The sequence below is a fragment of the uncultured Pseudoflavonifractor sp. genome, assembly GCF_944387275.1.
GTDB lineage: Bacteria > Bacillota > Clostridia > Oscillospirales > Oscillospiraceae > Pseudoflavonifractor > Pseudoflavonifractor intestinihominis.
In genome coordinates, this window is sequence record NZ_CALXEG010000007.1 from 25683 (window position 1) to 49382 (window position 23700).

23 protein-coding genes and 1 other annotated feature are annotated in these 23700 nt (G+C 63.8%); of the genes, 6 read left to right on the forward strand and 17 right to left on the reverse strand.

Annotated elements, in window-relative coordinates; translation table 11 throughout:
- Positions 1–55 precede the first annotated feature (55 nt).
- The 5 genes from Q0K23_RS03105 to Q0K23_RS03125 form a co-directional block, all read right to left on the reverse strand.
- A complete protein-coding gene (locus Q0K23_RS03105) occupies positions 56–952 on the reverse strand; it encodes a glycoside hydrolase family 16 protein (protein WP_294517747.1) in 897 nt (298 codons plus the stop codon).
- Positions 953–1118: 166 nt separating this feature from the next.
- On the reverse strand, positions 1119–2483 hold the full coding sequence (locus tag Q0K23_RS03110; RefSeq protein ID WP_294517749.1) for an ATP-binding protein: 1365 nt from the start codon (positions 2481–2483) through the stop codon (positions 1119–1121).
- 2 nt (positions 2484–2485) lie between these two features.
- Positions 2486–3202, reverse strand: a complete 717-nt coding sequence (locus tag Q0K23_RS03115; protein ID WP_294517751.1) for a LytTR family DNA-binding domain-containing protein — start codon at positions 3200–3202, stop codon at positions 2486–2488.
- A gap of 87 nt (positions 3203–3289) precedes the next feature.
- A complete protein-coding gene (locus Q0K23_RS03120) occupies positions 3290–4252 on the reverse strand; it encodes a glycosyltransferase family 2 protein (protein WP_294517753.1) in 963 nt (320 codons plus the stop codon).
- On the reverse strand, positions 4245–4448 hold the full coding sequence (locus tag Q0K23_RS03125; RefSeq protein ID WP_294517756.1) for a helix-turn-helix transcriptional regulator: 204 nt from the start codon (positions 4446–4448) through the stop codon (positions 4245–4247). Before Q0K23_RS03125 ends, Q0K23_RS03120 begins: the two co-directional genes overlap by 8 nt.
- Positions 4449–4566: 118 nt before the next feature.
- Between Q0K23_RS03125 and Q0K23_RS03130 the strand changes: the two genes are divergently transcribed.
- On the forward strand, positions 4567–4839 hold the full coding sequence (locus Q0K23_RS03130) for a DUF6809 family protein (protein WP_294517760.1): 273 nt from the start codon (positions 4567–4569) through the stop codon (positions 4837–4839).
- 4 nt (positions 4840–4843) lie between these two features.
- Here the strand turns inward: Q0K23_RS03130 and Q0K23_RS03135 are convergent, their stop codons facing one another.
- The 5 genes from Q0K23_RS03135 to Q0K23_RS03155 all read right to left on the reverse strand — a co-directional run bounded on the left by Q0K23_RS03135 (position 4844) and on the right by Q0K23_RS03155 (position 10706).
- Positions 4844–5551 (reverse strand): sigma-70 family RNA polymerase sigma factor, encoded by a 708-nt coding sequence (locus Q0K23_RS03135; protein WP_294517762.1) that lies wholly within the window; start codon positions 5549–5551, stop codon positions 4844–4846.
- Positions 5551–5997 (reverse strand): anti-sigma F factor, encoded by a 447-nt coding sequence (gene spoIIAB / locus Q0K23_RS03140; protein ID WP_294517765.1) that lies wholly within the window; start codon positions 5995–5997, stop codon positions 5551–5553. The genes Q0K23_RS03135 and spoIIAB overlap by 1 nt, the downstream gene beginning before the upstream one ends.
- Before the next feature lie 70 nt (positions 5998–6067).
- Positions 6068–6373: an STAS domain-containing protein gene (locus tag Q0K23_RS03145; protein WP_294517767.1), complete on the reverse strand. Its 306-nt coding sequence runs from the start codon at positions 6371–6373 to the stop codon at positions 6068–6070.
- A gap of 126 nt (positions 6374–6499) precedes the next feature.
- On the reverse strand, positions 6500–7750 hold the full coding sequence (locus Q0K23_RS03150) for a hypothetical protein (protein ID WP_294517769.1): 1251 nt from the start codon (positions 7748–7750) through the stop codon (positions 6500–6502).
- Between the two features lie 322 nt (positions 7751–8072).
- Complete coding sequence (locus Q0K23_RS03155) at positions 8073–10706, reverse strand: valine--tRNA ligase (RefSeq protein ID WP_294517771.1); 2634 nt, start codon at positions 10704–10706, stop codon at positions 8073–8075.
- A 68-nt stretch (positions 10707–10774) separates the two neighbouring features.
- Positions 10775–10989: a binding site (T-box leader), on the reverse strand.
- Positions 10990–11141: 152 nt separating this feature from the next.
- Between Q0K23_RS03155 and Q0K23_RS03160 the strand changes: the two genes are divergently transcribed.
- The 3 genes from Q0K23_RS03160 to Q0K23_RS03170 all read left to right on the forward strand — a co-directional run bounded on the left by Q0K23_RS03160 (position 11142) and on the right by Q0K23_RS03170 (position 13139).
- Complete coding sequence (locus Q0K23_RS03160; RefSeq protein ID WP_294517773.1) at positions 11142–11573, forward strand: hypothetical protein; 432 nt, start codon at positions 11142–11144, stop codon at positions 11571–11573.
- A 123-nt stretch (positions 11574–11696) separates the two neighbouring features.
- Positions 11697–11945 carry a TIGR03905 family TSCPD domain-containing protein gene (locus Q0K23_RS03165; RefSeq protein WP_294517775.1) on the forward strand — a complete coding sequence of 83 codons (249 nt, stop codon included), beginning with the start codon at positions 11697–11699 and terminating at the stop codon, positions 11943–11945.
- A gap of 78 nt (positions 11946–12023) precedes the next feature.
- A complete protein-coding gene (locus Q0K23_RS03170; protein ID WP_294517777.1) occupies positions 12024–13139 on the forward strand; it encodes an SLC13 family permease in 1116 nt (371 codons plus the stop codon).
- A 68-nt stretch (positions 13140–13207) separates the two neighbouring features.
- On the opposite strand, the gene Q0K23_RS03175 is transcribed toward Q0K23_RS03170, so the two are convergent.
- The 4 genes from Q0K23_RS03175 to Q0K23_RS03190 form a co-directional block, all read right to left on the reverse strand.
- Positions 13208–14008, reverse strand: coding sequence for an ABC transporter ATP-binding protein (locus Q0K23_RS03175; RefSeq protein ID WP_294517779.1), 801 nt, complete (start codon positions 14006–14008; stop codon positions 13208–13210).
- A gap of 1 nt (position 14009) precedes the next feature.
- The gene (locus Q0K23_RS03180) at positions 14010–14954 is read right to left on the reverse strand and encodes an ABC transporter permease (protein ID WP_294517781.1); all 945 of its coding nucleotides are present in this window, start codon (positions 14952–14954) and stop codon (positions 14010–14012) included.
- Positions 14955–14995: 41 nt separating this feature from the next.
- Positions 14996–16027 carry an ABC transporter substrate-binding protein gene (locus tag Q0K23_RS03185; protein WP_294517783.1) on the reverse strand — a complete coding sequence of 344 codons (1032 nt, stop codon included), beginning with the start codon at positions 16025–16027 and terminating at the stop codon, positions 14996–14998.
- Between the two features lie 501 nt (positions 16028–16528).
- Positions 16529–17452, reverse strand: a complete 924-nt coding sequence (locus Q0K23_RS03190; protein ID WP_294517785.1) for a DMT family transporter — start codon at positions 17450–17452, stop codon at positions 16529–16531.
- Positions 17453–17511: 59 nt separating this feature from the next.
- Between Q0K23_RS03190 and Q0K23_RS03195 the strand changes: the two genes are divergently transcribed.
- Positions 17512–18141, forward strand: coding sequence for an HAD family phosphatase (locus Q0K23_RS03195; protein WP_294517787.1), 630 nt, complete (start codon positions 17512–17514; stop codon positions 18139–18141).
- Positions 18142–18227: 86 nt separating this feature from the next.
- Here Q0K23_RS03195 and Q0K23_RS03200 read toward each other — a convergent pair whose 3' ends face one another.
- The 3 genes from Q0K23_RS03200 to Q0K23_RS03210 all read right to left on the reverse strand — a co-directional run bounded on the left by Q0K23_RS03200 (position 18228) and on the right by Q0K23_RS03210 (position 22030).
- Complete coding sequence (locus Q0K23_RS03200) at positions 18228–20681, reverse strand: ATP-dependent helicase (RefSeq protein WP_294517789.1); 2454 nt, start codon at positions 20679–20681, stop codon at positions 18228–18230.
- Positions 20682–20801: 120 nt separating this feature from the next.
- A complete protein-coding gene (locus Q0K23_RS03205) occupies positions 20802–21095 on the reverse strand; it encodes a hypothetical protein (RefSeq protein WP_294517791.1) in 294 nt (97 codons plus the stop codon).
- Positions 21071–22030: a helix-turn-helix transcriptional regulator gene (locus Q0K23_RS03210; protein WP_294517793.1), complete on the reverse strand. Its 960-nt coding sequence runs from the start codon at positions 22028–22030 to the stop codon at positions 21071–21073. Before Q0K23_RS03210 ends, Q0K23_RS03205 begins: the two co-directional genes overlap by 25 nt.
- A 297-nt stretch (positions 22031–22327) precedes the next feature.
- On the opposite strand from Q0K23_RS03210, the gene Q0K23_RS03215 reads away from it, so the two are divergent.
- Positions 22328–23653 (forward strand): sodium-dependent transporter, encoded by a 1326-nt coding sequence (locus tag Q0K23_RS03215; protein ID WP_294517796.1) that lies wholly within the window; start codon positions 22328–22330, stop codon positions 23651–23653.
- Positions 23654–23700 lie beyond the last annotated feature (47 nt).

The window sequence follows — 23700 nt, forward strand, 5'->3', positions numbered from 1 at the left end:
CCTCCCGCCTGTTCCGCGGGAGAGGAGGACGGGCACGGTCGGAAGAAGAGGGAGGTCACTCGGCCTCAGCCGTGGGCACCAGCTCCTCGCCCTGGGCGGAGGTCTTGACCCACTGGTAGTCCGCCTGGCTGGTCTCAGCGCTGTAAGCGCCCATCCAGCCCTCGGCGTCGGCGGTGCCGCACCAGAAGTTCATCAGGATGCGGCCGGGGGTGGAGGGCATGGGGCCGTTGTCCTCGGTGTTCACGCTGTAGACGGCCTCGCCGTCCACAAACCAGGTGATGGAGTCCTCCTCCCAGCGGAAGCCGTACTCGTGGAACTCCTCGGAGGCGTCAAAGCCCAGCTCATACCAGTACTCGTGGCCGCCCTGGCCGTCCACATAGTAGTTGAACTGCACGCCCGTGGTGTCCTTGCCCAGGAACTCGATGTCGATCTCGTCCCAGGGGTTGGGCTCGCCGTCGGCGTTGATGTCGTAGGGGCCGGTGCAGGTGAAGAAGGTGCTGGCGGTGCCCTCGTCCTTGGAGGGCTTCATGCTGACGGAGTAGTCGCCGTAGCCGTAGTAGAGGCCGGTGCGCATCTCGCCGCCGTAGTAGTCCTGCTCCACATCGTCCCCGGCGGGGCTGATGTTCAGCTGCATCTGACCGTCGTTGTAGGTGACGTTGCTGCCGGCCCACCACACATTGAACACACTGCCGTTGGACCAGCCGTCAGAGGGGAACATGGCCTCCACGGCGCCATTGGAGAAGTCGGCCAGCATGTCGCCGCCCAGAGGCTCGGCGGCGGGAACAGAGGGAGACGCGGCAGGAGCGGACGCGGAGGGGGAGACAGCGGGGGTGGTCACGGCGGGAGACACGTCATCCGACGGAGCACCGCCGGCAGAAGGGGTTTCGCTACAGGCGGTCAGAGACAGGGTCAGCGCGACGGACAGGACCAGTGCAGGAACGTTCTTTTTCATGGGTTCTCTCTCCTTCTCAAATATGTGGCCGCGGCGTGTGTGTTCGAGCACGGACCATGGTGATTCACGCCCCCGGCTTGCTGACCATAATATAGCAAAAGGAACACCCGTTGGTAATGGGTGTTCCTTAAACTATCATATTTTTTCGTAATCTGTATTTGCTGCCCTAAAAATCGCCGGTACTGAAGAGAATATTTAGATGAAATATACCGCCGCTGGTATAGGTGTTCAGCTCTCCCTTGTACTTGTGGACGATCATACGGATGCTGCGCATGCCGAAGCCGTGGTAGTCCTTGTCCGCCTTGGTGGTCATGGGCAGGCCGTCCTGAAAGGCCAGGTCGCCGTCGAAGTAGTTCTCCTCCTGGATGATGAGCATGCCGCCCCTGGCCTTCACCGACAGGTCGATCACCCGCCGCTCCCGCTGCTCCAGATTCTTCACCGCCTCCAGGGCGTTGTCCAGCACGTTGCCGAAGAGGCAGTAGAGGTCGCTGTCCTCCATAAAGGAGAGCTTCTCCCCGTCCGCCATGCAGGAGAGCTTGATGCCGTTCTGCTCGCAGTAGAGGCTCTTCTCCGTCAGCAGCACGTCCAGCAGCCGGTTGCCCGTCTCGATCTTGGCGTCGTAGATGGCCACGCTCTTCCGGATGTCCTCCACCGCTCCGGGGGAGACCTGTCCCCCCTGGGCGGCCAGCGAGGAGAGCCGGTACCGGATGTCGTGGCACTTGACGTTGATGAGCTCGATGGTGTCCCGGGAGATCTCATACTGCCGCTGGCTCTGGCGGACGGCGTGCTGGAGATAGGCCACCTCCTGCTTGAGCTCCCGCTGCTCCACGGTGCGGGAGGCCAGAAGCAGCACGATCATGCAGCACATGACGGAGATCAGGTTGCCCGACTGCCGCAGGACAAAGTACTCCACCATGTCGAACTGGTTTTCCCGCCCCACGCTCAGGCGGGCAAAGTAGATGTCCTCCACCGAGCACAAAATGGCGGTAATGACCAGAATGAGCAGGGAGATGGCCAGCAGCTGCTGGTCCAGCTGCCAGCTGTTCACGGGCCAGACCACCCGGCGGATGAAAAACACGTACACCGCCGCCACGGCCGCCGCGAAGATAAGATAGTAGGTCAGGCGGTAGTACAGGTCAAAATGCAGGCCCCAGCTGTCGCTCACATTCACCAGCCAGCCGCACCACACCAGTAGGTACAGCTTGTAGCACAGGTTCTGGGCGGCGTAGGCCACGCTGCAGCAGAACAGGACGGCGGGGAAATACTCCGTGAAGCACAGCTTCACGTGGGCGATGGTCACCGCGAACAAAAAGAGGTACACCGCGCTCCGCCCCGCCACCGTATCCCCCCACAGCCGGTAAAACCCGGCGGCCCCAAGGGCCACGGCCAGCACCGCGCACAGGCCGCCGGCGGCTTTCAGCCAGAACCGGGGCGCCCGGTTCAGCTTCCAGGTGGTGAGCACATAGAACACATAGAGCTCAAAGAGGAACTCCAGGATGATATTTCTGTAAATCAGGAGGACCTCGTCCATCTTCACTGCCCTCCCCCGGAGCCGGCGTACCAGTTGGACAGCTCCGCCAGAAAGGCCGCCCGCCTGGGCCGGCTGATCTGGAGCTCGGAGTCCCCCACCTGCACGGTGCACCCCTTGACCCGCACCACGAACTTGGGGTTGACCAGGTAGCACTTGTTGCAGCGCAGGAAGCCGAACCCCCGCAGCTCCTGCTCCACGCCGGAGAGCACACCGGTCATCTCGATCACGTCGTCGATGAGGTGGTAGCACAGGCGGTGGTTGGAGATCTCCACGTACATCAGCTTGTCGGTGGAGATGCGGCACAGGCCGCCGGGGGCGTTCACCGTAAAGCTCCGGTCCTCGTTCATGATGTAGATGTCCAGGGCCTTTTTGAATTTCAGGGAAAAATCGTAGTAGCTCACCGGCTTGACCAGAAAGCTGACCGCGTCCACCTCGTAGCCCTTGAGGGCGTACTGGACCAGGTTGGTGATGAAAATAAGGGACACGTTCTTGTCCAGTCTGCGCAGCTCCACCGCCGCCTCCATGCCGTCCTTTTTGGGCATCTGGATGTCCATGAACACCACGGCGAAGATGCCTTTATAGTCCTTGAGGAACTCCTCTCCATTGCAAAACCGGGTCACATGGAATTCCTGCCCGGTCTCGGCGGCGTACTTTTCGATATACCCCGTCAGCCGCTGGGCAGCGGCGTCCTGGTCCTCCACAATGGCAATGTTTCTCACTTCTTCTCCTCCCCTTACATCAGCAGCAGACACACACGCCGGGCCTCACACGCTCCGGTTGAAAAAAGGGGGTCTTTGCTTTCTCTCTCAGTCCTTCTTGTCCTCGCCGTCCAGCACCTCACGGATGAGGAACCGGGGGCGCTCCTTGGTCTCCAGGTAGATTTTGCCGATATACTCGCCGATGACCCCCAGGGACAGCAGGATCAGGCCGCCGATGGCCCAGACGGAGCAGATCAGGCTGGCCCAGCCCAGGATGGTCTCCCCCATGGCCCAGCGGATGATGCTGTAGATCAGCATGAGGATGGACACCAGGAACACCAGGAAGCCCAGGCCGGTGATGTACCGGATGGGCTTGACGGACAGGCTGGTGATGCCCTCCATGGCGAAGGAGAGCATCTTTTTCAGGGGGTACTTGCTCTCGCCGGCAAAGCGCTCCCCCCGCTCATACTCCACGGTGGCGGAGGTGTAGCCGATCATGGGCACGATGCCCCGCAGGAACAGATTGACCTCCCGGAACTGCTCCAGGCCCTCCAGGGCCCGGCGGGAGAGGAGCCGGTAGTCGGCGTGGTTGAACACGGTCTCCGCCCCCAGGAAGTTCATCAGGCGGTAGAAGCCCTCGGCGGTGAAGCGCTTGAAAAAGGTGTCCTTTTTCCGGGAGGAGCGGACGCCGTAGACGATGTCGCAGCCTTCATGGAACTTGTCCACCATGGCGTCCACGGCGTCGATGTCGTCCTGGAGGTCGGCGTCCATGGAGATGGCCATGTCGCAGCGGTCCTTGGCGGTCATGAGCCCGGCCAGCAGGGCGTTCTGGTGGCCCCGGTTGCGGGACAGGTCCACCCCGGAGAACACCGGGTCGGCCCTGTGGAGGGCGGAGATAATCTCCCACGTCCGGTCCCTGGAGCCGTCGTTGACGAAGAGGATGCGGCTGTCCGGGCCGATCTTCCCCGCCCCCTTCAGGGCCTCCACCTTGGCCTTGAGCCGCTTGGAGGTCTCAGGGAGCACTTCTTCCTCGTTATAGCATGGGACGACGATATAAAGGGTGTCATTCATCTTCTTTGTCCTCACCAAACATTGAAATTTCCAGTGCGTCACAGATTTTCATGAGGAGTGCAAGGCTGGGCGTGCGCGCGCCGGACTCGATCTGATTGATGGCAGGCTGTGAGACGCCCACCAGCTTGGCCAGTGCGCTCTGACTCAATCCCTTTTTTTCCCGCTTTTCCCGGATGATTTTTCGATAGTCCTGCAAAATCCTCACCTCATTGGTATTATATAGCTGAAAGCTATATCCGTAAACTATAACATATAGCAATAGTTTTTCTTGACTTGCATATTGCTGTATGTTATAAACGTGGTGAGGTGATTTTATGACCCCCACCGTGGAACTGATGCAGAATACGGCCCGGACCCTGTGCCGCCGGGCGCTGTCCGGCGAGCCGGAGTACCGGGCCCTGCGGGAGGAAGCGGAGACCCTCCGGGCCCGATTCCGAAAAGAGCACCCGGACGCGCTGTGCGCCCGGGTGCTGCAAATTCTGGATGCCTGTCTGGCCGTCTCCGACATGGAGGGAGAGCAGCTCTTTCTGACGGGGCTCCAGATGGGCCTGGAGCTGGGCGGCCTAGACTGCCTGCCCGGGGACTGAACCGCTACTCCTCCAGCTTGCGGCGGAGATACTCCATGGCCTTCTTCTCCACCCGGGAGATCTGGACCTGGCTGACCCCCATGATCCTGGCCGTCCTGTCCTGGGTCAGGCCTCGGAAGTACCGCAGGACGATCACCTGCCGCTCCCGGTCGGGCAGGCTGCTCACCGCCGAGCGCAGGGCCTCCCGCTCCACGATGCCCTCCTCCATGCCCTCGGTGCCCAGCACGCTCTCCAGGGTGAAGCCGTCCCCCGTCTCCATCTGGAGGGAGGCCACCGGGGCGTTGGCCTCCTCGGCGGCGGCGATCTCCTCCGGCTCCAGGCCGGTCTCCCCGGCCAGCTCGCTGAGGGTGGGCTCCCGGCCCAGGTCAGCCCGCAGCCGGTCCCGGGCGCTGCGGATGCTCCCCGCCCGCTCCTTCAGCCCCCGGCTCACCTTCACCGCGCCGTCGTCCCGGAGAAAACGGCGGATCTCCCCGGCGATCTTGGGCACGGCGTAGGTGGAGAACTGGCACCCAAAGGCCGGGTCAAAGCCCCGCACCGCCTTGAGAAAGCCCATGCACCCCAGCTGGTACAGGTCCTCCGGGTCCACGCCCCGGCCGTAGTACCGGCGGACGATGCTCCAGATGAGGCCGCTGTTCTCCTCCATCATCTTGGCGCAGGCGTCGTTGTCCCCCTGGCGGGCCGCCTCCAGCAGGGACTGGGTATCCGCCGCCATCAGTGCCCGCCGCCGCTGTACCGGCGGGAGATCCGGCGCCGCATGGTGACGGTGGTGCCCTTCCCCGGGGTAGAGCGCACCCGCAGGGCGTCCATGAAGCTCTCCATGATGGTAAAGCCCATGCCGGAGCGCTCCTCGTTGCCGGTGGTGTACAGGGGCTGGCGGGCCTTCTCCACGTCCTCGATGCCCACGCCCCAGTCCTTCACCACGATCTCCAGCACCCCGTCCTCAAACAGCCGCAGCCGCAGGGCCACCTTGCCCAGCCGGTCCGGATAGGCGTGGACGATGGCGTTGGTCACCGCCTCGCTGACGGCGGTCTTGATGTCGTTGACCTCGTCCAGGGTGGGGTCCAGCTGGGCTGCAAAGCAGGCCGCCGCGGTGCGGGCAAAGCCCTCGTTGGCGGAGCGGCTGAGAAAGGAAATGGCCGCCTCGTTGATCGGTTTCATATGTAAAGACTCCTTCCGTATTGGGTTCCCCGCCGCCGGAGCGCCTGCCGCGCCCCGGCGGTCTGTTTCCCTATTCAAAGCGGATGATCCGCTCCAGCCCCGCCGCCCGCAGCACCTTGAGGGCCTGGGGCGGCACATTGGCCACCGTCAGAGCGCCCCCCAGCTCCGCCATCCGGCGGTAGGCCCGCAGCAGCACCGCGATGCCCGAGCTGTCCATAAAGGTCACGCCGCTCAGGTCCAGGGTGAGCCGCCGGGGCAGCCCCGCGTCCACCTGGCGGTCCAGCTCCTGCATGATGGCCCGGGCGCCGTGGTGGTCCACCTCCCCCGACACCGTCAGCCGCAGATTCCGGTCCTCCCCGGTACAGGTCACTGACATAGCTTGTCCCTCCTGTGCGTTGAAATACCTGTCTGTCCCAAGTTCTGGGCAGAAAAAATCGCCATATACCATTTTCTGGTATATGGCGATTATAATGCATATGGGCCGCGCTTTTGGTCGAATTCCCTATTGGGGCCACGAGAATTCCGTAAACAGCCACTTGTCCCCCACCTTTTCGTAGGGGAAGGAGACGGAAACCGCCTGGGCCGGACGGGAGCCGTCGGACCAGGTCAGGGTGCCCTCCAGGCGGCAGACCAGCCTGGTATCGCTCTCCTGCTCCACCTGGACGGCGGCATCTGCCAGGTCGGGGGCGGTCCTGGCGCTCTGGGCGCAGCAGAGCACGCCGTCCACGTCCCGGTACAGGTCCATGCTCAGCAGCTCCTCCGCGATCTCGTCGGAGAAGATGCCCTTCAGATACATCCGCAGGTCCAGCACCGTGGAGAACCGGCTGTCCGTCACCGGGTACCACTCCCTGCCGTCCGCGGCCGTCTTGGCTCCGGCATCCACGGTCAGGGGCGCGCCCTGGAACCAGCCCCAGGCCTCCAGGGCTCTGGTAAACTGGACGCGGGCCTGCACCTGGGGCTGCTGGACGTACACGCCGAAGGCGTCATCCCGCTGCATGCGGTACACGCTGCCGCTGCGCATGATGACGAACCAGCCGCCGCTCTCCTGGGTCACAGTACCGCCGGTGTAGCTGGGGTGGAGGACCCACATGTCCTCCCCGATGCCGGGGATCCCCGCGGCCCAGGCGTCAAACCAGCTCTTCAGCCGGTTCTGGTCCTCCCAGCCGCCGGTGTAGGACGCCAGATACTCCGCGCACAGGTCCAGCAGCCCGTCCCGGTCCAGTAGGGACTGGGACGCGATCTCCCAGCCCCCCTCCGGGTCGGCGGACCGGAGCATCACGTTCACCAGCTCGGCCGCCACGTCCTCAGGGGCCATGTCCCCTGTGGTGTCCTCGTAGAAATACACGTCGGGCTGGGACAGGGGCGAGCTGTCCGTCCCCTCTCCCCGGTCGTCCACCGACGTGCCGGGCACGTAGTCGGCAAACCAGTAGGCCCGGTCCAGGGCGTACCACTGGCTGTTGGACAGGCTGTCCGGGTACTTCTCCCACAGCTCCTCCGCCAGCGCCCGGCAGTCCGGCGCGCCGGTGGTCTGGGGCGGCTGGCTGTCCGTGGGCGCGGGAGAGACCGTCCCCTCCGGCGCAGGACTCACCTCCAACTCCTCCATGGGCGTGGGAGTAACCGTCTGCTCCGGCGTATCAGTGGGTTTTGCGCTGTCTGAGGGCATGGGCTGCCCCGTCTCCCCCGCCGGCTGCGTCCGGCATCCTGCGAGAAGCAGAAGAAGCAGTATGGCCAGCACAGCGGCTTGCTTTCTCATGCCGAACCCTCCCAACGGTAAATTGATTCTCCGGTTACAGTATACCCATCCGCAGCCCCTTTGCTGCCCGGCCGGAGCGGAAAACTGTATCCACCGCTATATGGTATGTAATAATACCTTTTTTCTCCGCTCCTATCAACGCTAATTTGTAAACTTTTTTGGGCGTGTGCCGCAGAAAAGCTTATTCTGCCCCACGGAAGTCCCTCATCCTCTCTTTTTCGCCCGTTTGGAACAAAATAAACATTTCTTTGCATACAGATGAAAAAATGCCGCCGGAGACGGCGCATCGTCTCCGGCGGCAGAAGAGGCTATGGGGTTGGCGTTACATATTGGAAAGCTCTTCCTCCAGCTTGGCCACCAGCTCCTTGAGCTTGACGGACCGCTCCCGCTCGGCCTCCACCACGTTGGCGGGGGCCTTGTTCACAAAGCCGGGGTTGTTCAGCTTGGTCTCCAGCTTGTCCAGCTCGGCACGGTTCTTCTTGAGCTCCTTCTCCATGCGGGCCTTCTCCTTCTCCATGTCCACCAGCTCGGCCAGAGGGATGGAGATGCGGGCGGCGTGGGTGATGACGGTGACCATGCCCTTGGCGTCCTGGTCGGCGTCGGTGACGCCGGTGATGGTCACGTCGCTGGCGTAACCCAGCCGCTTGAGGAAGGGGATGCCGGCCTCAAACACGTCCCGCTGCAGGGTGGACACGGTGACGTGGGCCTTCTTGGAGGGCGGCACGTTCATCTCGGAGCGGCGGGTACGGATGGCGCTGATGGCGTCCATGATCATCTCCATGGCCCGCTCCTCGTCGGGGAAGTCCAGGGCCACGCTGTGCTCCGGCCACTTCTGGAGCATCAGGTAATCCCCCTCGTGGGGCAGGGCCTGCCAGATCTCCTCGGTGATGAAGGGCATGAAGGGGTGGAGCAGCTTGAGGATCTGGGTGAGCACGTAGCAGAGCACCTTCTGGGCGTTGACCTTGGCGGCCTCGTCGTCGCCCTGGAGGCGGGCCTTGGTCAGCTCGATATACCAGTCGCAGTAGGAGTCCCAGATGAAGTCGTAGATCTTCTGTGCCGCCACGCCCAGCTCGTACTTGTCCATGTTCTCCGTCATCTCGGGGATCAGGGCGTTGAGCTTGGAGAGGATCCAGCGGTCCTCCATCTCCAGCTTCTCGGGCAGCTCGCACTTGTCGATGGTCAGGTTCATCATCAGGAAGCGGCTGGCGTTCCAGATCTTGTTGGCGAAATTGCGCATGGCCTCGCACCGCTCGGTGTAGAAACGCATGTCGTTTCCGGGGGAGTTGCCGGTGACCAGATTGAACCGCAGGGCGTCGGCGCCGTACTTCTCGGCGATCTCCAGGGGGTCGATGCCGTTGCCCAGGCTCTTGGACATCTTGCGGCCCTTGTCGTCCCGCACCAGGCCGTGGATGAACACGGTGTGGAAGGGGGGCTTGCCGGTGTGCTCGCAGGCGGAGAAGATCATGCGGGCCACCCAGAAGAAGATGATGTCGTAGCCGGTGACCAGCACGTCGGTGGGATAGAAGTACTTGTAGTCCTCGGTCTCCTCGGGCCAGCCCAGGGTGGAGAAGGGCCACAGGGCGGAGGAGAACCAGGTGTCCAGCACGTCCTCCTCCTGCTTGATGTTCTTGGAGTGGCAGTGCTCGCACTCGGTGGGGTCCTCCTCGGACACGGTGATGTGGCCGCAGTCCTGGCAGGTCCAGGCGGGGATCTGGTGGCCCCACCACAGCTGGCGGGAGATGCACCAGTCGTGGACGTTCTCCATCCAGTTGACATAGGTCTTGGAGAACCGGTCGGGGACGAACTTGACCTCCCCGTCGTTGACCACCCGCAGGGCCTCCTCGGCCAGGGGGGCCATCTTCACGAACCACTGGGCGGAGATGAGAGGCTCCACGTCGCTGTGGCAGCGGTAGCAGGTGCCCACGTTGTGCTGGTGGGGCTCCACCTTCACCAGGTAGCCCTGCTCCTCCAGGTCGGCCACGATGGCCTTCCGGGCCTCATAGCGGTCCATGCCGGAGTACTTGCCGTACCCCTCCACCACGCGGCCGTTGTCGTCCAGCACCCGGATGGTCTCCAGGTTCTGACGCAGGCCCACCTCGAAGTCGTTGGGGTCGTGGGCGGGGGTCATCTTCACGCAGCCGGTGCCGAACTCCATGTCCACGTAGTCGTCGGCCACGATGGGCATCTCACGGCCCACCAGGGGCAGGATGCACTTCTTGCCCACGATGTCCTTGTACCGGTCGTCGTTGGGGTTGACGGCCACGCCGGTGTCGCCCAGCATGGTCTCGGGCCGGGTGGTGGCCACGATGACATAGCGGCCCTCCTCGCCCTGGATGGGGTAGCGGATGTGCCAGAAGTAGCCGGGCTTGTCCTGGTACTCCACCTCGGCGTCGGACAGGGCGGTGACGCAGTGGGGGCACCAGTTGATGATGCGGCTGCCCTTGTAGATGAGGCCCTTCTTATACAGGGAGACGAACACGTGGCGCACGGCCTTGCTCAGGCCCTCGTCCATGGTGAACCGGGAGCGGGACCAGTCGCAGGAGGCGCCCAGCTTCTTCTGCTGCTCCACGATGCGGCCCCCGTACTTGTTCTTCCAGTCCCACACCCGCTCCAGGAACTTGTCCCGGCCCAGGTCGTAGCGGGTCAGGCCCTCGTTCTTGCGCAGCTCCTCCTCCACCTTGATCTGGGTGGCGATGCCGGCGTGGTCGGTGCCGGGCACCCACAGGGCGGCGTAGCCCTGCATCCGCTTGAAGCGGATCAGGATGTCCTGGAGGGTGGAGTCCATGGCGTGGCCCATGTGGAGCTGGCCGGTGACGTTGGGGGGCGGCATGACAATGGTGAAGGGCTTCTTGTCCGGGTCACGGTGGCCCACAAAGCAGCCGTTCTTCTCCCACATCTCGTAGATGCGGCCCTCCACCTCCTGGGGTTCATAGACCTTGGGAAGTTCTTTGTTCATTCTTTTTAACACTCCTTTTCGGGGCAAAAAACTTTATGCGCAACAAAAAAGTCCGCCCCAAGCCTTTTGCTCAGGACGAACTGATGCAGTCCGTGGTACCACCTGAATTTTCTCCCGCGGGAGAACACTCATTGTCTCGGTAACGGGAGAACCCGCCACCCCCTACTTGCTTCAGGGGCGGAGCTCCGGGACCACCTTCCGCATTCCCAACGGAGAGCCTTGCACCGGCCGGCTCCTCTCTGCACCCTGGAAAATGCGTACTCCTTCCCTTCGCGGCTTTTCACTGTGAACGCTCTTTAGTATATGCATTTCCCGGAACATTGTCAAGGAGAACAAATGGTTTCCCCGCTTTTTCGCCACCGGAAATACCCGGAACTTCTCCGGCGTCTGTGCGTCTAAAAAGTACACAACACCACAGGAACGGAGGCTGACAGGATGAAACAATCTGCTCTGTTGGGTCTGGCTCTGGCGCTGACCCTGCTGCCGGCCGGCTGCGGACAGGACGCCGTCCTGCCGTCCACTGAACTTTCTCCCACCCATGCGGAGGCGCAGGATACCGCCCCGCCGTCTGCCGAAATTCTCTCCTTCTCCTACGCCGAGGTACAGGATACCTGCGGGGAAAACGCGCCGGGCGTTCTGCTGGACGGCTTTCAAAACACCTCTCCCCTCCCAATCGGCAGCGCGGAGGAGGCCGTCCAGCAGGCCGCGGCGGAGTGTACTATTTCCTACGACTCCGTCACCTGCCGCTACGACAGCGCGGCCGACATGTGGGACGTCTGCTTCTTTACGGCGGGGATGGCCGGGGGCTGTCAGGACGTGTATCTCAACGGCAGCGGCGTCACCTGCCTGATTGTGTACGGCGAATGATCCCCCCGACGCTCTTCCCCAAAAAGTTCCATTGACCCGTTGCGTTTTTCCGCTTGGTCCTGTATAATATTTTCCGATATTTTTGCCCCTGTCTTTCGGGGCTGTATGCGGAGGCAATTTTCTATGACCATTGATTACAGAACCAGAGGCGTCTGCTCCACCCGGATGGTGATCGACGTGGAGGGCGACACGGTCCAGTCCGTGAAGATCTTCAACGGCTGCGACGGCAACCTCCAGGGCATCTCCCGGCTGGTGGAGGGCATGAAGGTCACCGACGCCATCTCCAAGCTGGAGGGCATCCACTGCGGCGGCAAGCCCACCTCCTGCCCCGACCAGCTGGCCCAGGCCCTCAAGCAGGCGGTCCAGGCCTGACCCGGTCCATACCAAAGAAAGAGCGGTCCCAACGGCCCTGGCGCCGGTGGGGCCGCTTTCCGTGAGGAGAGATCATTCATGGCTTCGTCCATTCTTTCGTTCGTCAAGCGGGAGGCCGTGGGCTGCATCGCCCTGCTGTGCGCCCTGGTCTCCATGATTTTTGTCCCGCCCTCGGCGGCCTACCTGGGGTACATCGACTTCCGGGTGCTCTCCCTGCTCTTCTGCCTGATGGCGGTGGTGGCCGGACTCCAGGACTGCGGCCTCTTCGCCGTGCTGGCCCAGAAGCTGCTCACCGGCAAGAAGCGGATGCGCTTCATCTCCCTGGTGCTGGTGCTCCTCCCCTTCTTCACCTCCATGCTCATCACCAACGACGTGTCCCTCATCACCTTTGTCCCCTTCACCCTGCTGGTGCTGGGGCTGGTGGGGCGGCTGGAGCGGGCCCTGTACCTGGTGGTGCTCCAGACCCTGGCGGCCAATCTGGGCAGCATGGCCACCCCGGTGGGCAACCCCCAGAACCTGTACCTCTACTCCGCCTTCGGCATCCCCGCCGGGGCGTTCTTCGCCGTCATGGTCCCCCTGACCCTGGTGAGCCTGGTGGGCCTGTCCGTGGCCGCACTGTGCGTCAGGCCGGAGGGCATCGAGGTCCGCTTCCCCGAGAAGCAGACCATCCGGCGGCCCCGGCAGCTGTGGCTGATGGCGGTGCTCTTCCTGCTGTGCCTGCTGTCCGTGTTCCACGTGCTCCACTACGCCGTGCTGCTGGCCATCGTGGCGGTGTGCCTGCTCCTCTTCGCCCGGCACCTCTTCCCCCGGGTGGACTACGGACTGCTCTTCACCTTTGTCTGCTTCTTCATCTTCGCGGGCAACATCGGCAACATCCCGGCGGTGAAGGACTTCCTCTCCGCCGTCATGGCAGAGAACACCTTTATTACCTCCCTGTGCGCCAGCCAGGTCATCAGCAACGTGCCCGCGGCGGTGCTCCTCTCCGGCTTCACGGAGGACTGGAAGGGCCTGCTGCTGGGCACCGACGTGGGCGGCCTGGGCACCCTCATCGCCTCCCTGGCCAGCCTGATCTCCTTCCGGCTGTACCTCAAGTCCCCCGGCGCCAAGCCCCTGCGGTACCTGGGCGTGTTCACCCTGGCCAATCTGGTGGGGCTGGTAATTCTGATCGCCGTGTCCATGCTCTTTCTGCTGTAAGATAGGTTCCGCTGACATAAAAGAGGCGGCTCACACACCGGGTGTGAGCCGCCTCTTTATGTACTTGTTCAGGAGAGCAGGATGCGGTCGTTGTCCAGGCCCTTGCCCACGTTCTCCCGGAAGCGGCGGAGCAGGTCGTCCACGGTCATGCCCCTGCGCTCCTCCCCCTTCACGTCCAGCACGATGCGGCCCGAGTCCATCATCAGGGTCCGGTTGCCCAGCTCCAGGGCCTGGTGCATGTTGTGGGTGATCATCAGGCAGGTCAGGTGGTCCCGCTCCACGATCTCCCGGGTCAGGCGGAGCACCTTCTCCGCCGTGGCCGGGTCAAGGGCGGCGGTGTGCTCGTCCAGCAGCAGCAGCTTGGGGGGCACCATGGTGGCCATCAGCAGGGTGAGGGCCTGGCGCTGGCCGCCCGAGAGCAGGCCCACCGGCTGCTTCATCCGGTCCTCCAGCCCCATGTCCAGCCGGGAGAGCTGCTCCCGGAACAGCTCCTTGTCCTTCCGGCTCACCCGGCTGAAATAGGCCCGCTGGCCCCTGCCCGCCCGCAGGTAGGCCAGGGCCATGTTCTCCTCAATGGTCATGTGGGGCGCGGTGCCCCGCATGGGGTCCTGGAACAGGCGGCCCAGTTCCCGGCTGCGGCGGTAGCCGGGCAGGTAGGTGATGTCCTTCCCGTCCAGGGTGATGTACCCCTCGTCGGGGAAGAAGTCGCCGGCGATGGCGTTGAACATGGTGGACTTGCCCGCGCCGTTGGAGCCCACGATGGCCGCAAAGTCCCCCGGCTCCAGCTTCAGGGACAGATGGTTCAGGGCCTTCTTCTCGTTGACGGTGCCCGGATTGAAGGTCTTGGACAGGTTGTTCAGCTCCAGCATGTCAGCGCGCCCCCTTTCTTGCCGCCATGGCCCGGCGCTTTTTGTTCTGCAGGGCGGCCCACTGCTTCAGGGTGGGCATGGCGATGGCCAGGGCCACCACGATGGCGGTGACCAGCTTGAGGCAGTCAATGGGGATGGGAGAGCGGAGCACCAGGGCGTACACAACGCGGTAGAGGATGCTGCCCAGGATGACGGCGACAGCCCCCCGGAACATGGCGCCCCGGCCCACGATGGTCTCGCCGATGATGAGGCAGGCCAGGCCGATGACCACAATGCCGGTGCCGCCGTTGATGTCGGCGGTCTTCTGGGCCTGGCCCACCACCGCGCCGGACAGGCCGGTGAGGGCGTTGGCCACGCACAGGCCAACGGTGATGGTAAAGGTGGGGTTGATGGAGGAGGCCCGCACCATGTCCCGGTTGTCGCCGGTGGCCCGGATGGACAGGCCCAGCCGGGTGTTCAGGAAGAGCACCAGCAGCACGCCCATCAGAATCGTGATGCCGCCGGAGAGGAGAATGGCGTACCAGTCGCCGCCGATGCCGGTGGCGCGGAAGAGGGTGAAGATGGTGTCCTGCTTGAGCAGGCTCTGGTTGGCCTTCCAGCCCATGGCCATCAGGTTGATGGTGTACAGGCCCGTGTTGGTGATGATGCCCGCCAGGATGGAGGGCACCCCCAGCTTGGTCTGGAGGAAGGCGGTGACGAATCCGGCGCAGGCCCCCGCCAGCATGGCGGCGGGGATGGCCAGGAAGGGGTGGCCGGCGGCGGTGAGGGTGACCGACACCGCGCAGCCCAGTACAAAGCAGCCGTCGGTGGTCATATCGGCGATGTCCAGCACCCGGTAGCTGAGGAACAGGGCCATGGCCACCAGCGCGTATTGAAAGCCCAGCTCCAGGGCTGTCTGTGCAACGTAGAGCACGGGAAATCCGCTCCTTTCCAAAACGCAAGCCATCCCCCGGCCTCAGCCGGGGGACAGCCTGTGTGAGATTTGATTCAGTCCTCGGTGGTGGTGACGGTGGTCACCTGGCCCATGCTGTCGAACACGGAGTAGTCGATGCCCAGGGCGTCGGCGGTCTCGGAGTTGACGGTGATGATGCCGCCGGACACCTGGTAGTAGTCCTCCATGGCGTCCATGCCCTCGGTGACGGCCTTGTAAGCCAGGTCGGCGGTCTGGGCGCCCAGGTCGGTGTAGTTCACGCCGCAGGTGGCGAAGGCGCCGTTGCGGACAAAGGAGTCGGCCCCGGTGTAGTGGGGGATGCCCGCCTCGATAAAGTCCTCATAGATGGCCAGCTCGGCGGACATAATCACATTGTCGGTGGGGGTGAACACCGCGTCCACGCCGTCGGCGATGAGGGAGCTGGCGGCGGCGATGACCTCGTCGTTGGTGTTGGCGGTGGCCTCCTCATAGGCGATGCCCTTGCCGTCCAGATATTCCTTGGCCTCGGCGATGGGCACCTGGGAGTTGGGCTCGGACAGGGAGTAGAGCAGCCCCACCTTGGACACGTTGGGGTTCTGCGCCAGCATCATGTCCATGATCAGGTTGGTGTCCAGGGCGTCGCTGGTGCCGGTGACGTAGTCGATGCCGGTCAGGTCGGCGGTGTCGGGATAGGAGATGGCGGCAAAGACCACAGGGGTCTTGGTCTCCTCGGCGCACACGGCCATCACCTGGGCGGCGGTGGTGGCGATGGGGATGATCACGTCCACCCCGTCGGCAATGGCCTGGTCGCCCAGCTGCCGCAGCACGCTCTGGTCGTTCTGGCCGGAGGACACCTCATAGTGGATGGTCACGCCCTGCTCGGCGGCGATCTCGTCCAGCCGGGCGGTGATGGCGTTGGCGATCTCGTCCAGAGAGGCGTGGTCCATCTGCTTGACCACGGCCACGTTATAGGTCTTGCCGCCGGACTGCTGCGCGGTGTTTCCCGCTCCGCCGGTGTCGCCGCCGGTCTGGGTGCAGGCGGTGAGGGACAGGGTCATGGCGGCCGCGGCGGTCAGGGCGGCGATGGACTTCAGATTCAGCTTCTTCATGGTAGTTCCTCCAAATTCTCGTCCCCGGCGGCCTCTGCCCCGGCGGACTTTAATGTGTTTGGATGGTTGATGGAGGGGCCGTCTGCCAAGCGGCCTTGATTTGAGAAACAAAAAAAGCCTTTGTCCCCACATGGGACAAAAGCTTCTGCTTCTGCGATACCACCCAAATTGACGCTTGCGCGTCCGCTCGCTTCGCGCACCATCATGCGCGCCCGATGGGTAACGGGTGGGAGCCCGTCGGCATCTACTTGGGTTTCCCCGTTCAAGCCGCCCTCCGGAGTCCATTCACGCGCCCGCCTCAGATCCCGCTCACACTGTCCGGGAATCGCTTTGCATCAGCTGCAACGGCTACTTCTCTCCGTCATAGGTTTCGCTGCTTTATTGCTTTGTTGTATTGCATTATACGCAGGAAGGGGACATTTGTCAACCCCCTGTTTCCTCTTTTTTCGCCGGGACACAGCAGCGCCCCGGCGGAGGGGTTCCGCCGGGGCGCTGGCCGGATCATTCCGCGTGGACCTTCTCCCCTCTCTCCCGGTGGAGGAAGGAGAACTTGGTCTCCGAGCAGATGACCGCCACAAAGATGAGCACAAAGCCCAGCACCATCAGGGGCGTGGGCCGCTCGTCGGCAAAGAGGATGGAGAACACCACGCCGAAGGGGGCCTCCAGGGACAACAGCACTGCCGCTGTGGCGGGGGCGGTGTACTTCTGGCCGATGTTCTGGAACAGCAGGGCCCCGCAGGAGGCGAAGATCACCAGGTAGGCCAGGGAGAGGACCAGGCCGCCGTCCATGGCCTCCACAGGCAGGACGGGCCGGGTCACCAGCACCCCCAGCCAGGAGAAGACGGCAAAGGAGGCGAACTGGATGGCGGTGAGGAGGAAGATGTCCCGGCCCTCGGAGAAGCGGGCCACGGCCACGATGTGAGCCGCGAAGAAGAAGCCGCCCACCAGGGTCAGGCCGTCGCCGATGCTGATGGCCGCGGCGTTCTCACCGGTGACCGACACCAGCCCGATGCCCGCGATGCACAGCACGGCGGCGGCGATGTTGTACCGGTCGGGCCGCTTCCGGGCCACCGCCCAGTACAGGAAGGGCACGATGACGCAGTAGACGGCGGTGAGGAAGGCGTTCTTGCCCGGCGTGGTGCCCTCCAGCCCGAAGGTCTGGAAGGCGTAGGCCAGGAAGAGGAAGAAGCCCATGATGCCGCCGCCGATGAAGTAGTGCCTGTCCACCAGCTTCCACCGCTTCCAGAAGACCAGCGCCAGCACCACGGCGGAGGCCGTGAACCGGATGGCCAGCAGCCAGAAGGTGGGCAGCACGTCCACGCTGCTCTTCATGACCACGAACGAGCTGCCCCAGATGATGGTGGCCAGGATGATGAGAGGTGTTGACAACCGGGCCAGCGCCCGGTCTCTGTTCTGTTCCTGCACGGTTGCCCCGCTCCTTTGGTTGTGATAGAATAGTTGGGAATTTCAATTTGGAGGACTCTATGAAACTCTTTGATTTTGACGGCACGCTGGTGGACTCCAACGGCGTGTGGGAGGAGATCGACGTCCGCTTTCTCCAGCGCCGGGGGCTGACCCCCACCCGGGAGTACTGCGAGACGGTGGGCCACTCCATTTTCCCCATTGCCGCCCAGTTCACCCGGGAGTACTACCACCTGGACCTGGAGCCCCAGGCCATCATGGACGAGTGGCTCTCCATGGCCCGGGACGCCTATGAGCACCAGGTGCCCCTGAAGCCGGGGGCGGCGGAGTACCTGGTGCAGTGCGCCGCCCAGGGGACGCCCATGGCCCTCTTCACCGCCTGCGTGCCCGAGCTGTGCCGGGCGGCCCTGGAGCGCCACGGCCTGAAGCAATACTTTTCCCGGGTAATCTACGTCCAGGAGATGGGCCTGGAGAAGCGCAACCCCAAATCCTTCCAGCTGGCCCTGGAGCAGCTGGGGGTGCCGGCCAGCGCCTGCACCATGTACGAGGACTCCCCCGGCGCCTGCGAGGCGGCCAAGGCCGCCGGCCTGACGGTGGTGGGGGTGTACGACCGCTTCTATGCCGCCCACGAGGAGAAAATGCGCCGGCTCTGTGACTGTTATGTTTATAGCTTTACAGAGCTTCTGGCCTGATTTCCGTGCTGTCCGTTGTGTCCCAGCCGCTGTATGGCGCACATCCTTTACATAGGGTGTGCGCCGTTTTCCTTTTTCTGAGCCGCTTACAGCTTGGTCATATGCTGGGCCGCCGACTTGAGCATCAGCTTTTTGGTGCCCACGTTGTCAAAGGCGATCTCGATGAGGGCGTCGCCGCCCATGGGCATCAGGTTGACCACCATGCCCTTGCCGAAGGCCTTGTGCTGGACCATGTCGCCCTTGTGGAAATCGGCCGGTTTGGCGGCGGAAGCGGCTCCGCCGATCTTGGGCTCCACCGCCGTGCCCTTGGGGTAGGTGGTGTAGCCGCCGCCCAGGGAGTACCCCCGCTCGGCGGGCTTGCGCCATGCGGGCGCCTTCTTCTTGGGGGACTCTCCGTCCTGGTGCTCCTCGGTCCGCTCGCTGCGGGGCAGACGGCCCGACTTCTCCACGTACTCCTCCGGGATCTCGCCCAGGAAGCGGGAGGGCCGGTTGTTGTTGGTGCGGCCGAAGAGCATGCGCTGGGAGGCGCAGGTCATGTACAGCTTCTCCTTGGCCCGGGTCATGGCCACGTAGCACAGGCGGCGCTCCTCCTCCATCTCCTCCGGCTCGCCGATGGCCCGGATGCCGGGGAAGATGCCCTCTTCCACGCCCACCACAAAGACCACCGGGAACTCCAGGCCCTTGGCCGAGTGCATGGTCATCATGACCACGCAGTCCTCCTCGGAGTCGTGGCTGTCCAGGTCGGTGTACAGGGCGATCTCGTCCAGGAAGCCGGACAGGCTGGGCTCGTCGGCGTTCTCCAGATAGCCGTTAATGGAGGTCAGCAGCTCCTGCACGTTCTCCAGCCGGGTGCGGTCCTCAATGGTGTTCTTCTGCTCCAGCATGACGGCGTACCCGGTGCGGGCCACCAGCTCCTCATAGAAGGCGGGCAGCTCCATCTCGCCGGACAGCTTGCGCAGCTCGGCCATCATGTCGGTGAAAGCGGCCAGCTTGGCCGCCGCCTTCTGGAGCTCCGGATAGGCCTGGGCGTTGGAGATGACCTCCCACAGGGAGCACCCCTCCTGGGCGGCGATGTTCTGGGCCCGGTCGATGGTGGTGGCGCCGATGCCCCGGGGCGGGTTGTTGATGATGCGCTGGAGGCGCAGGTCGTCGCCGGGGTTGTTGATGACGCACAGGTAGGCCAGCATATCCTTGACCTCGGCCCGGTCAAAGAAGCGGATGCCGCCGATGATGCGGTAGGGCACGCCGTTGCGCTTGAAGGCCTGCTCGATCTGGTTGGACTGGGCGTTCATCCGGTAGAGCACGGCGTGGTCCTTCCAGTGCCGCCCGGAGGAGTAGCTGCCCAGGATCTGGGCCGCCACATACTGGGCCTCGTCGTGCTCGTTCATGGCGGTGTAGCACTGGACCTTGTCCCCCTCGCCGTGGTCGGTCCACAGCTCCTTGCCCTTGCGGCCCTGGTTGTTGCGGATGACCGCGTTGGAGGCCTCCAGGATGTTCTTGGTGGAGCGGTAGTTCTGCTCCAGGCGGATGACCCGGGCGCCCTTGTACTGCTTCTCAAAGGAGAGGATGTTCTCAATGGTGGCGCCCCGGAAGCGGTAGATGGATTGGTCGTCGTCGCCTACCACGCAGATGTTCTCGTACCCGCCCGCCAGGGTGGCGGAGAGCTGGTACTGGAGGTTGTTGGTGTCCTGGTACTCGTCGATGAGCACATAGCGGAACTTCCGCTGGTAGTACTCCCGCACCTCGTCAAACTCCTTGAGCAGACGGACGGTGTGGAGGATGATGTCGTCAAAGTCCAGGGCGTTGGCGTCCCGCAGCCGCTTCTCGTACTCCACATACACCTTGGCGATCTTGATGAGGCGGTAGTCCCCCGCCTTCTCGCACTCGGCCAGGTAGTCCGCCCCCAGCTTCATGGCGTCCTTGGCCCGGGAGATGTACCCGGCGATGCTCTTGGCGGGGAAGGCCTTGTCGTCCAGGTTGAAGTCCTTGATGATGTCCTTGATGACCCGCTCGGCGTCGGCGGTGTCGTAGATGGTGAAGGACTTGGAGAGGCCCAGCCGGTCGATGTCCCGCCGCAGGATGCGCACGCAGGCGGAGTGGAAGGTGGAGGCCCAGATGTCGTTGGCCGCGGGGCCCAGCATCCGCTCCAGCCGCTCCTTCAGCTCCCCAGCGGCCTTGTTGGTGAAGGTGATGGCGATGATGGACCAGGGCACCGCCGGGTCCACCCGGCACAGCCGCTCCTGCTCCGCCTTCTTCTCCGGGTCGGGATGGGCCGCGTAGTCCTCCAGGAAGGCCAGGTCCTCCCCGGTGACCCACTCGGGCACCTCGTCGCAGTCGGAGCCCCGGCCGTACTTCATCAGGTTGGCGATGCGGTGGATGAGCACGGTGGTCTTGCCGCTGCCCGCGCCTGCCAGCAGCAGCAGGGGGCCCTCGGTGGCCAGCACGGCCTTGCGCTGCTCCGGATTCAGATTCTGATAGTCCAGCTCGATCGCGGCTCTGCGGGCCTTGCAGAACCGCAGTTCTTCTTCTCGATTCAGCATGTTCTTCTCCTCGGCAATACGGAAGCCGTCCACACCGTGGACGGCTTCCGCAGTTTTGTGTGTTCTATTTTATCGGAAAATGCCGGTCAGGTCAAGGCGTGACGGCGCTCTTTTTTCGCACTACTCCCATGCATCCAGGCCCCATGTGCCGTCGTCCAGCTCGCTGATCTTCAGCAGATCGGGCTCCGCCGCTCCCTCCTCCCCGATCTGGTAGTAACCCAGGATATGGGAGGTCCGGCGGCCCACGTTGTCCTCGCTGAACAGCACGATGGCCAGGGCGTCCCCCGCCTGGGCGGACACGTCTCCCAGGGGTACATTGACATAGGTGGACAGGCTCCAGTTGGGCTCCACCACTATCCCGCCTTCCTGCGTATCCACCGGTATGGTCTTCACCAGCTTCTCCCCCACGAGCACGCCCACCTCCAGCCGGACCACCTCCGGCCTGGTGCCCACGTTGTAGGATCGCTGCAGTCCACGGTCACCTCCGCCATCACCGACGCGTCTTCAGTCAGGCCGTTCTCCGACAGGCTGCCGCTGGTTACCGTGCCGCCCAGGCCCACGGAGTAGCGCTCCGCCAGCCTCATGTCGGTATAGAGCTGCTGGGTGCGGCTCACGCCTGCGGTGTCTGCCACCAGATAGATCTGGATATCGTCGCTGAGGGGGCAAATCAATTGGGCGGTAAAGACCTGCTCCTCTCTCGCTCCGGTGACTGTGACCTGCTCCCCGTCGCTGCGGGCCAGGAAGGACACGGTCGTATCCTCCCCCACCTCCTTCATGGTGACGGCGATGTCATAGGCGGCGGTATCGGCCGCCAGATCCACCGCCGACAGGATGCAGCTCCAGTCGGTGACCAGGCTGCTCTCCGCCTCCAGGGTGGCGGTGAACTTCTCCCCCACGCCGGAGACGATCTTCCACTCCAGTTCCTCCATCTCCCGGCTCATGCCCGACATCCGCCGCTCCAGCTGGGTGAGCCAGTTCCATGCCGGCAGCACCACCAGCGCCAGCACCAGAATGCCGCCCAGAATCAGCGGGCCGGGCCGGATGCGCCGCTTCCGCTGCTCCAGGTAGCGGGTCACCACCGCCTCCACCATGGCCAGCTGCTCCTCGCTGAGCTGTTCGCCGCCGGTGCGCTCCGCCCCATCCCCCAGGGTCTCCTCCACCTCCAGCAGGCCGGCCAGGGAGATGCCGAAGACCCGGCTCATGGCGATGCAGTTGTTCACGTCGGGCACGGTCTTGTCCGCCTCCCACTTGCTGACGGCCTGGCGGGACACCCCCACCAGCTCTCCCAGCCCCTCCTGTGAGAGGCCCTTCTCTTTTCTCAGGGCGGCGATCCGCTGTCCCAGTGTCATGGTCCGCTCCCTCCTTCCGCCTCCAGCATACCCGGTTTTCTTCCCCGCCGTCCACCAAATATGCCTTCCCTTTTGTCAACCGGAGCTTCCATCCGGTGTTTTTCGCCGGAATTTCCGCTTCCAGCATACCACACCCGGCCTGCGGGCGCCATTCTTTTCTCCTGCTTGTGTTTTTGCTCCAAAGCATGTATACTATTAGAGCTGACTTTTGCACTTTAAAGAGCATTCGTCTCCGCCGGGCGCGGCAGGCCAACCGAGATGCCTGTCCGGCGGCATATCTGTCTGGAGGTACTACGCATGGCGCATCACCATTCCGCTCACAGCGGAACATTCCGCAGCTCCGCCGGCTTCATCCTCGCGGCGGTGGGCTCCGCCGTGGGCATGGGCAACATCTGGCTCTTCCCCTACCGGGTGGGCCAGTACGGCGGCGGCGCGTTTCTCATCCCCTACTTCATCTTTGTGGCCCTGTTCAGCTACGCCGGACTCTCCGGCGAGTTCGCCCTGGGCCGTCTCACCGGCACGGGCACGATGGGCTCCTTCGACTACGCCCTCAAGACCCGGGGCAGGCGGGGCGGAAAGATCATCGGCATCATGCCCCTGCTGGGGGTGCTGGGCATCGCCATCGGCTACTCGGTGGTGGTGGGCTGGGTGCTGCGGTACATCGCCGGGTCGGTGACCGGCTCCGTCCTGGCCGGGGACTCCGCCGCCTTCTTCGACACCCTGGCGGTGGACTTCGGCTCGGTGCCCTGGCACCTGATCGCCGTGGCCCTGACGGTGCTCATCCTGGTTCTGGGCGTCTCCGCCGGCATCGAGAAGATCAGCAAGTTCATGATGCCCGCATTCTTTGTCCTGTTCCTGGTCATCGCCGTGCGGGTGGCCTTCCTCCCCGGCGCGGTGGACGGCTACCTCTACCTGCTCAAGCCGGACTGGACCTATCTGCTCGACCCGGAGACCTGGATCATGGCCATGGGACAGGCCTTCTTCTCCCTGTCCATCAACGGCGCGGGCATGCTCATCTACGGCAGCTACATGAAGAAGTCGGAGGACATCATCCACCACTCGGTGGTCACTGCCCTGCTGGACACCCTGGCCGCCCTGCTGGCCGGCTTTGCCATCATCCCGGCGGTGTTCGCCTTCGGCATTGAGCCCGCCTCCGGCCCCTCCCTCATGTTCGTCACCCTGCCCAAGGTGTTCCAGCTGATGCCCGGCGGACAGCTCTTCGCCCTGCTGTTCTTTGTGTCCGTGTTCTTCGCCGGCATCACCTCCCTGATGAACATGCTGGAGGCCTGCGGTGCCGCCCTGGAGTCCAACCTGAAGCTGCCCCGGTGGCTGTCCACCACCATTGTAGGCGTGGTGGTGTTCGGCGTGTCCGTGTTCCTGGAGTCCCTGTCCGGCATGGGCAGCTGGCTGGACCTCATCACCATCTATGTGGCCCCCTTCGGCGCGGTGCTGGCGGCGGTGTTCATCTACTGGGTGCTGGGTCTGGACCCCATCAAGAAGGAGCTCATGCTGGGCCGGGACAAGCCCATCGGCAAGGCCTTCGACTTCATCGCAAAATACGTCTACGTCATCCTCTCCGGCGCCGTGGTCATCTTCGGCATCATTTACGGCGGCATCGGCTGACAACCAAAAACGCGCCCCGCGGGAAGTTCCCGCGGGGCGCGTTTTGT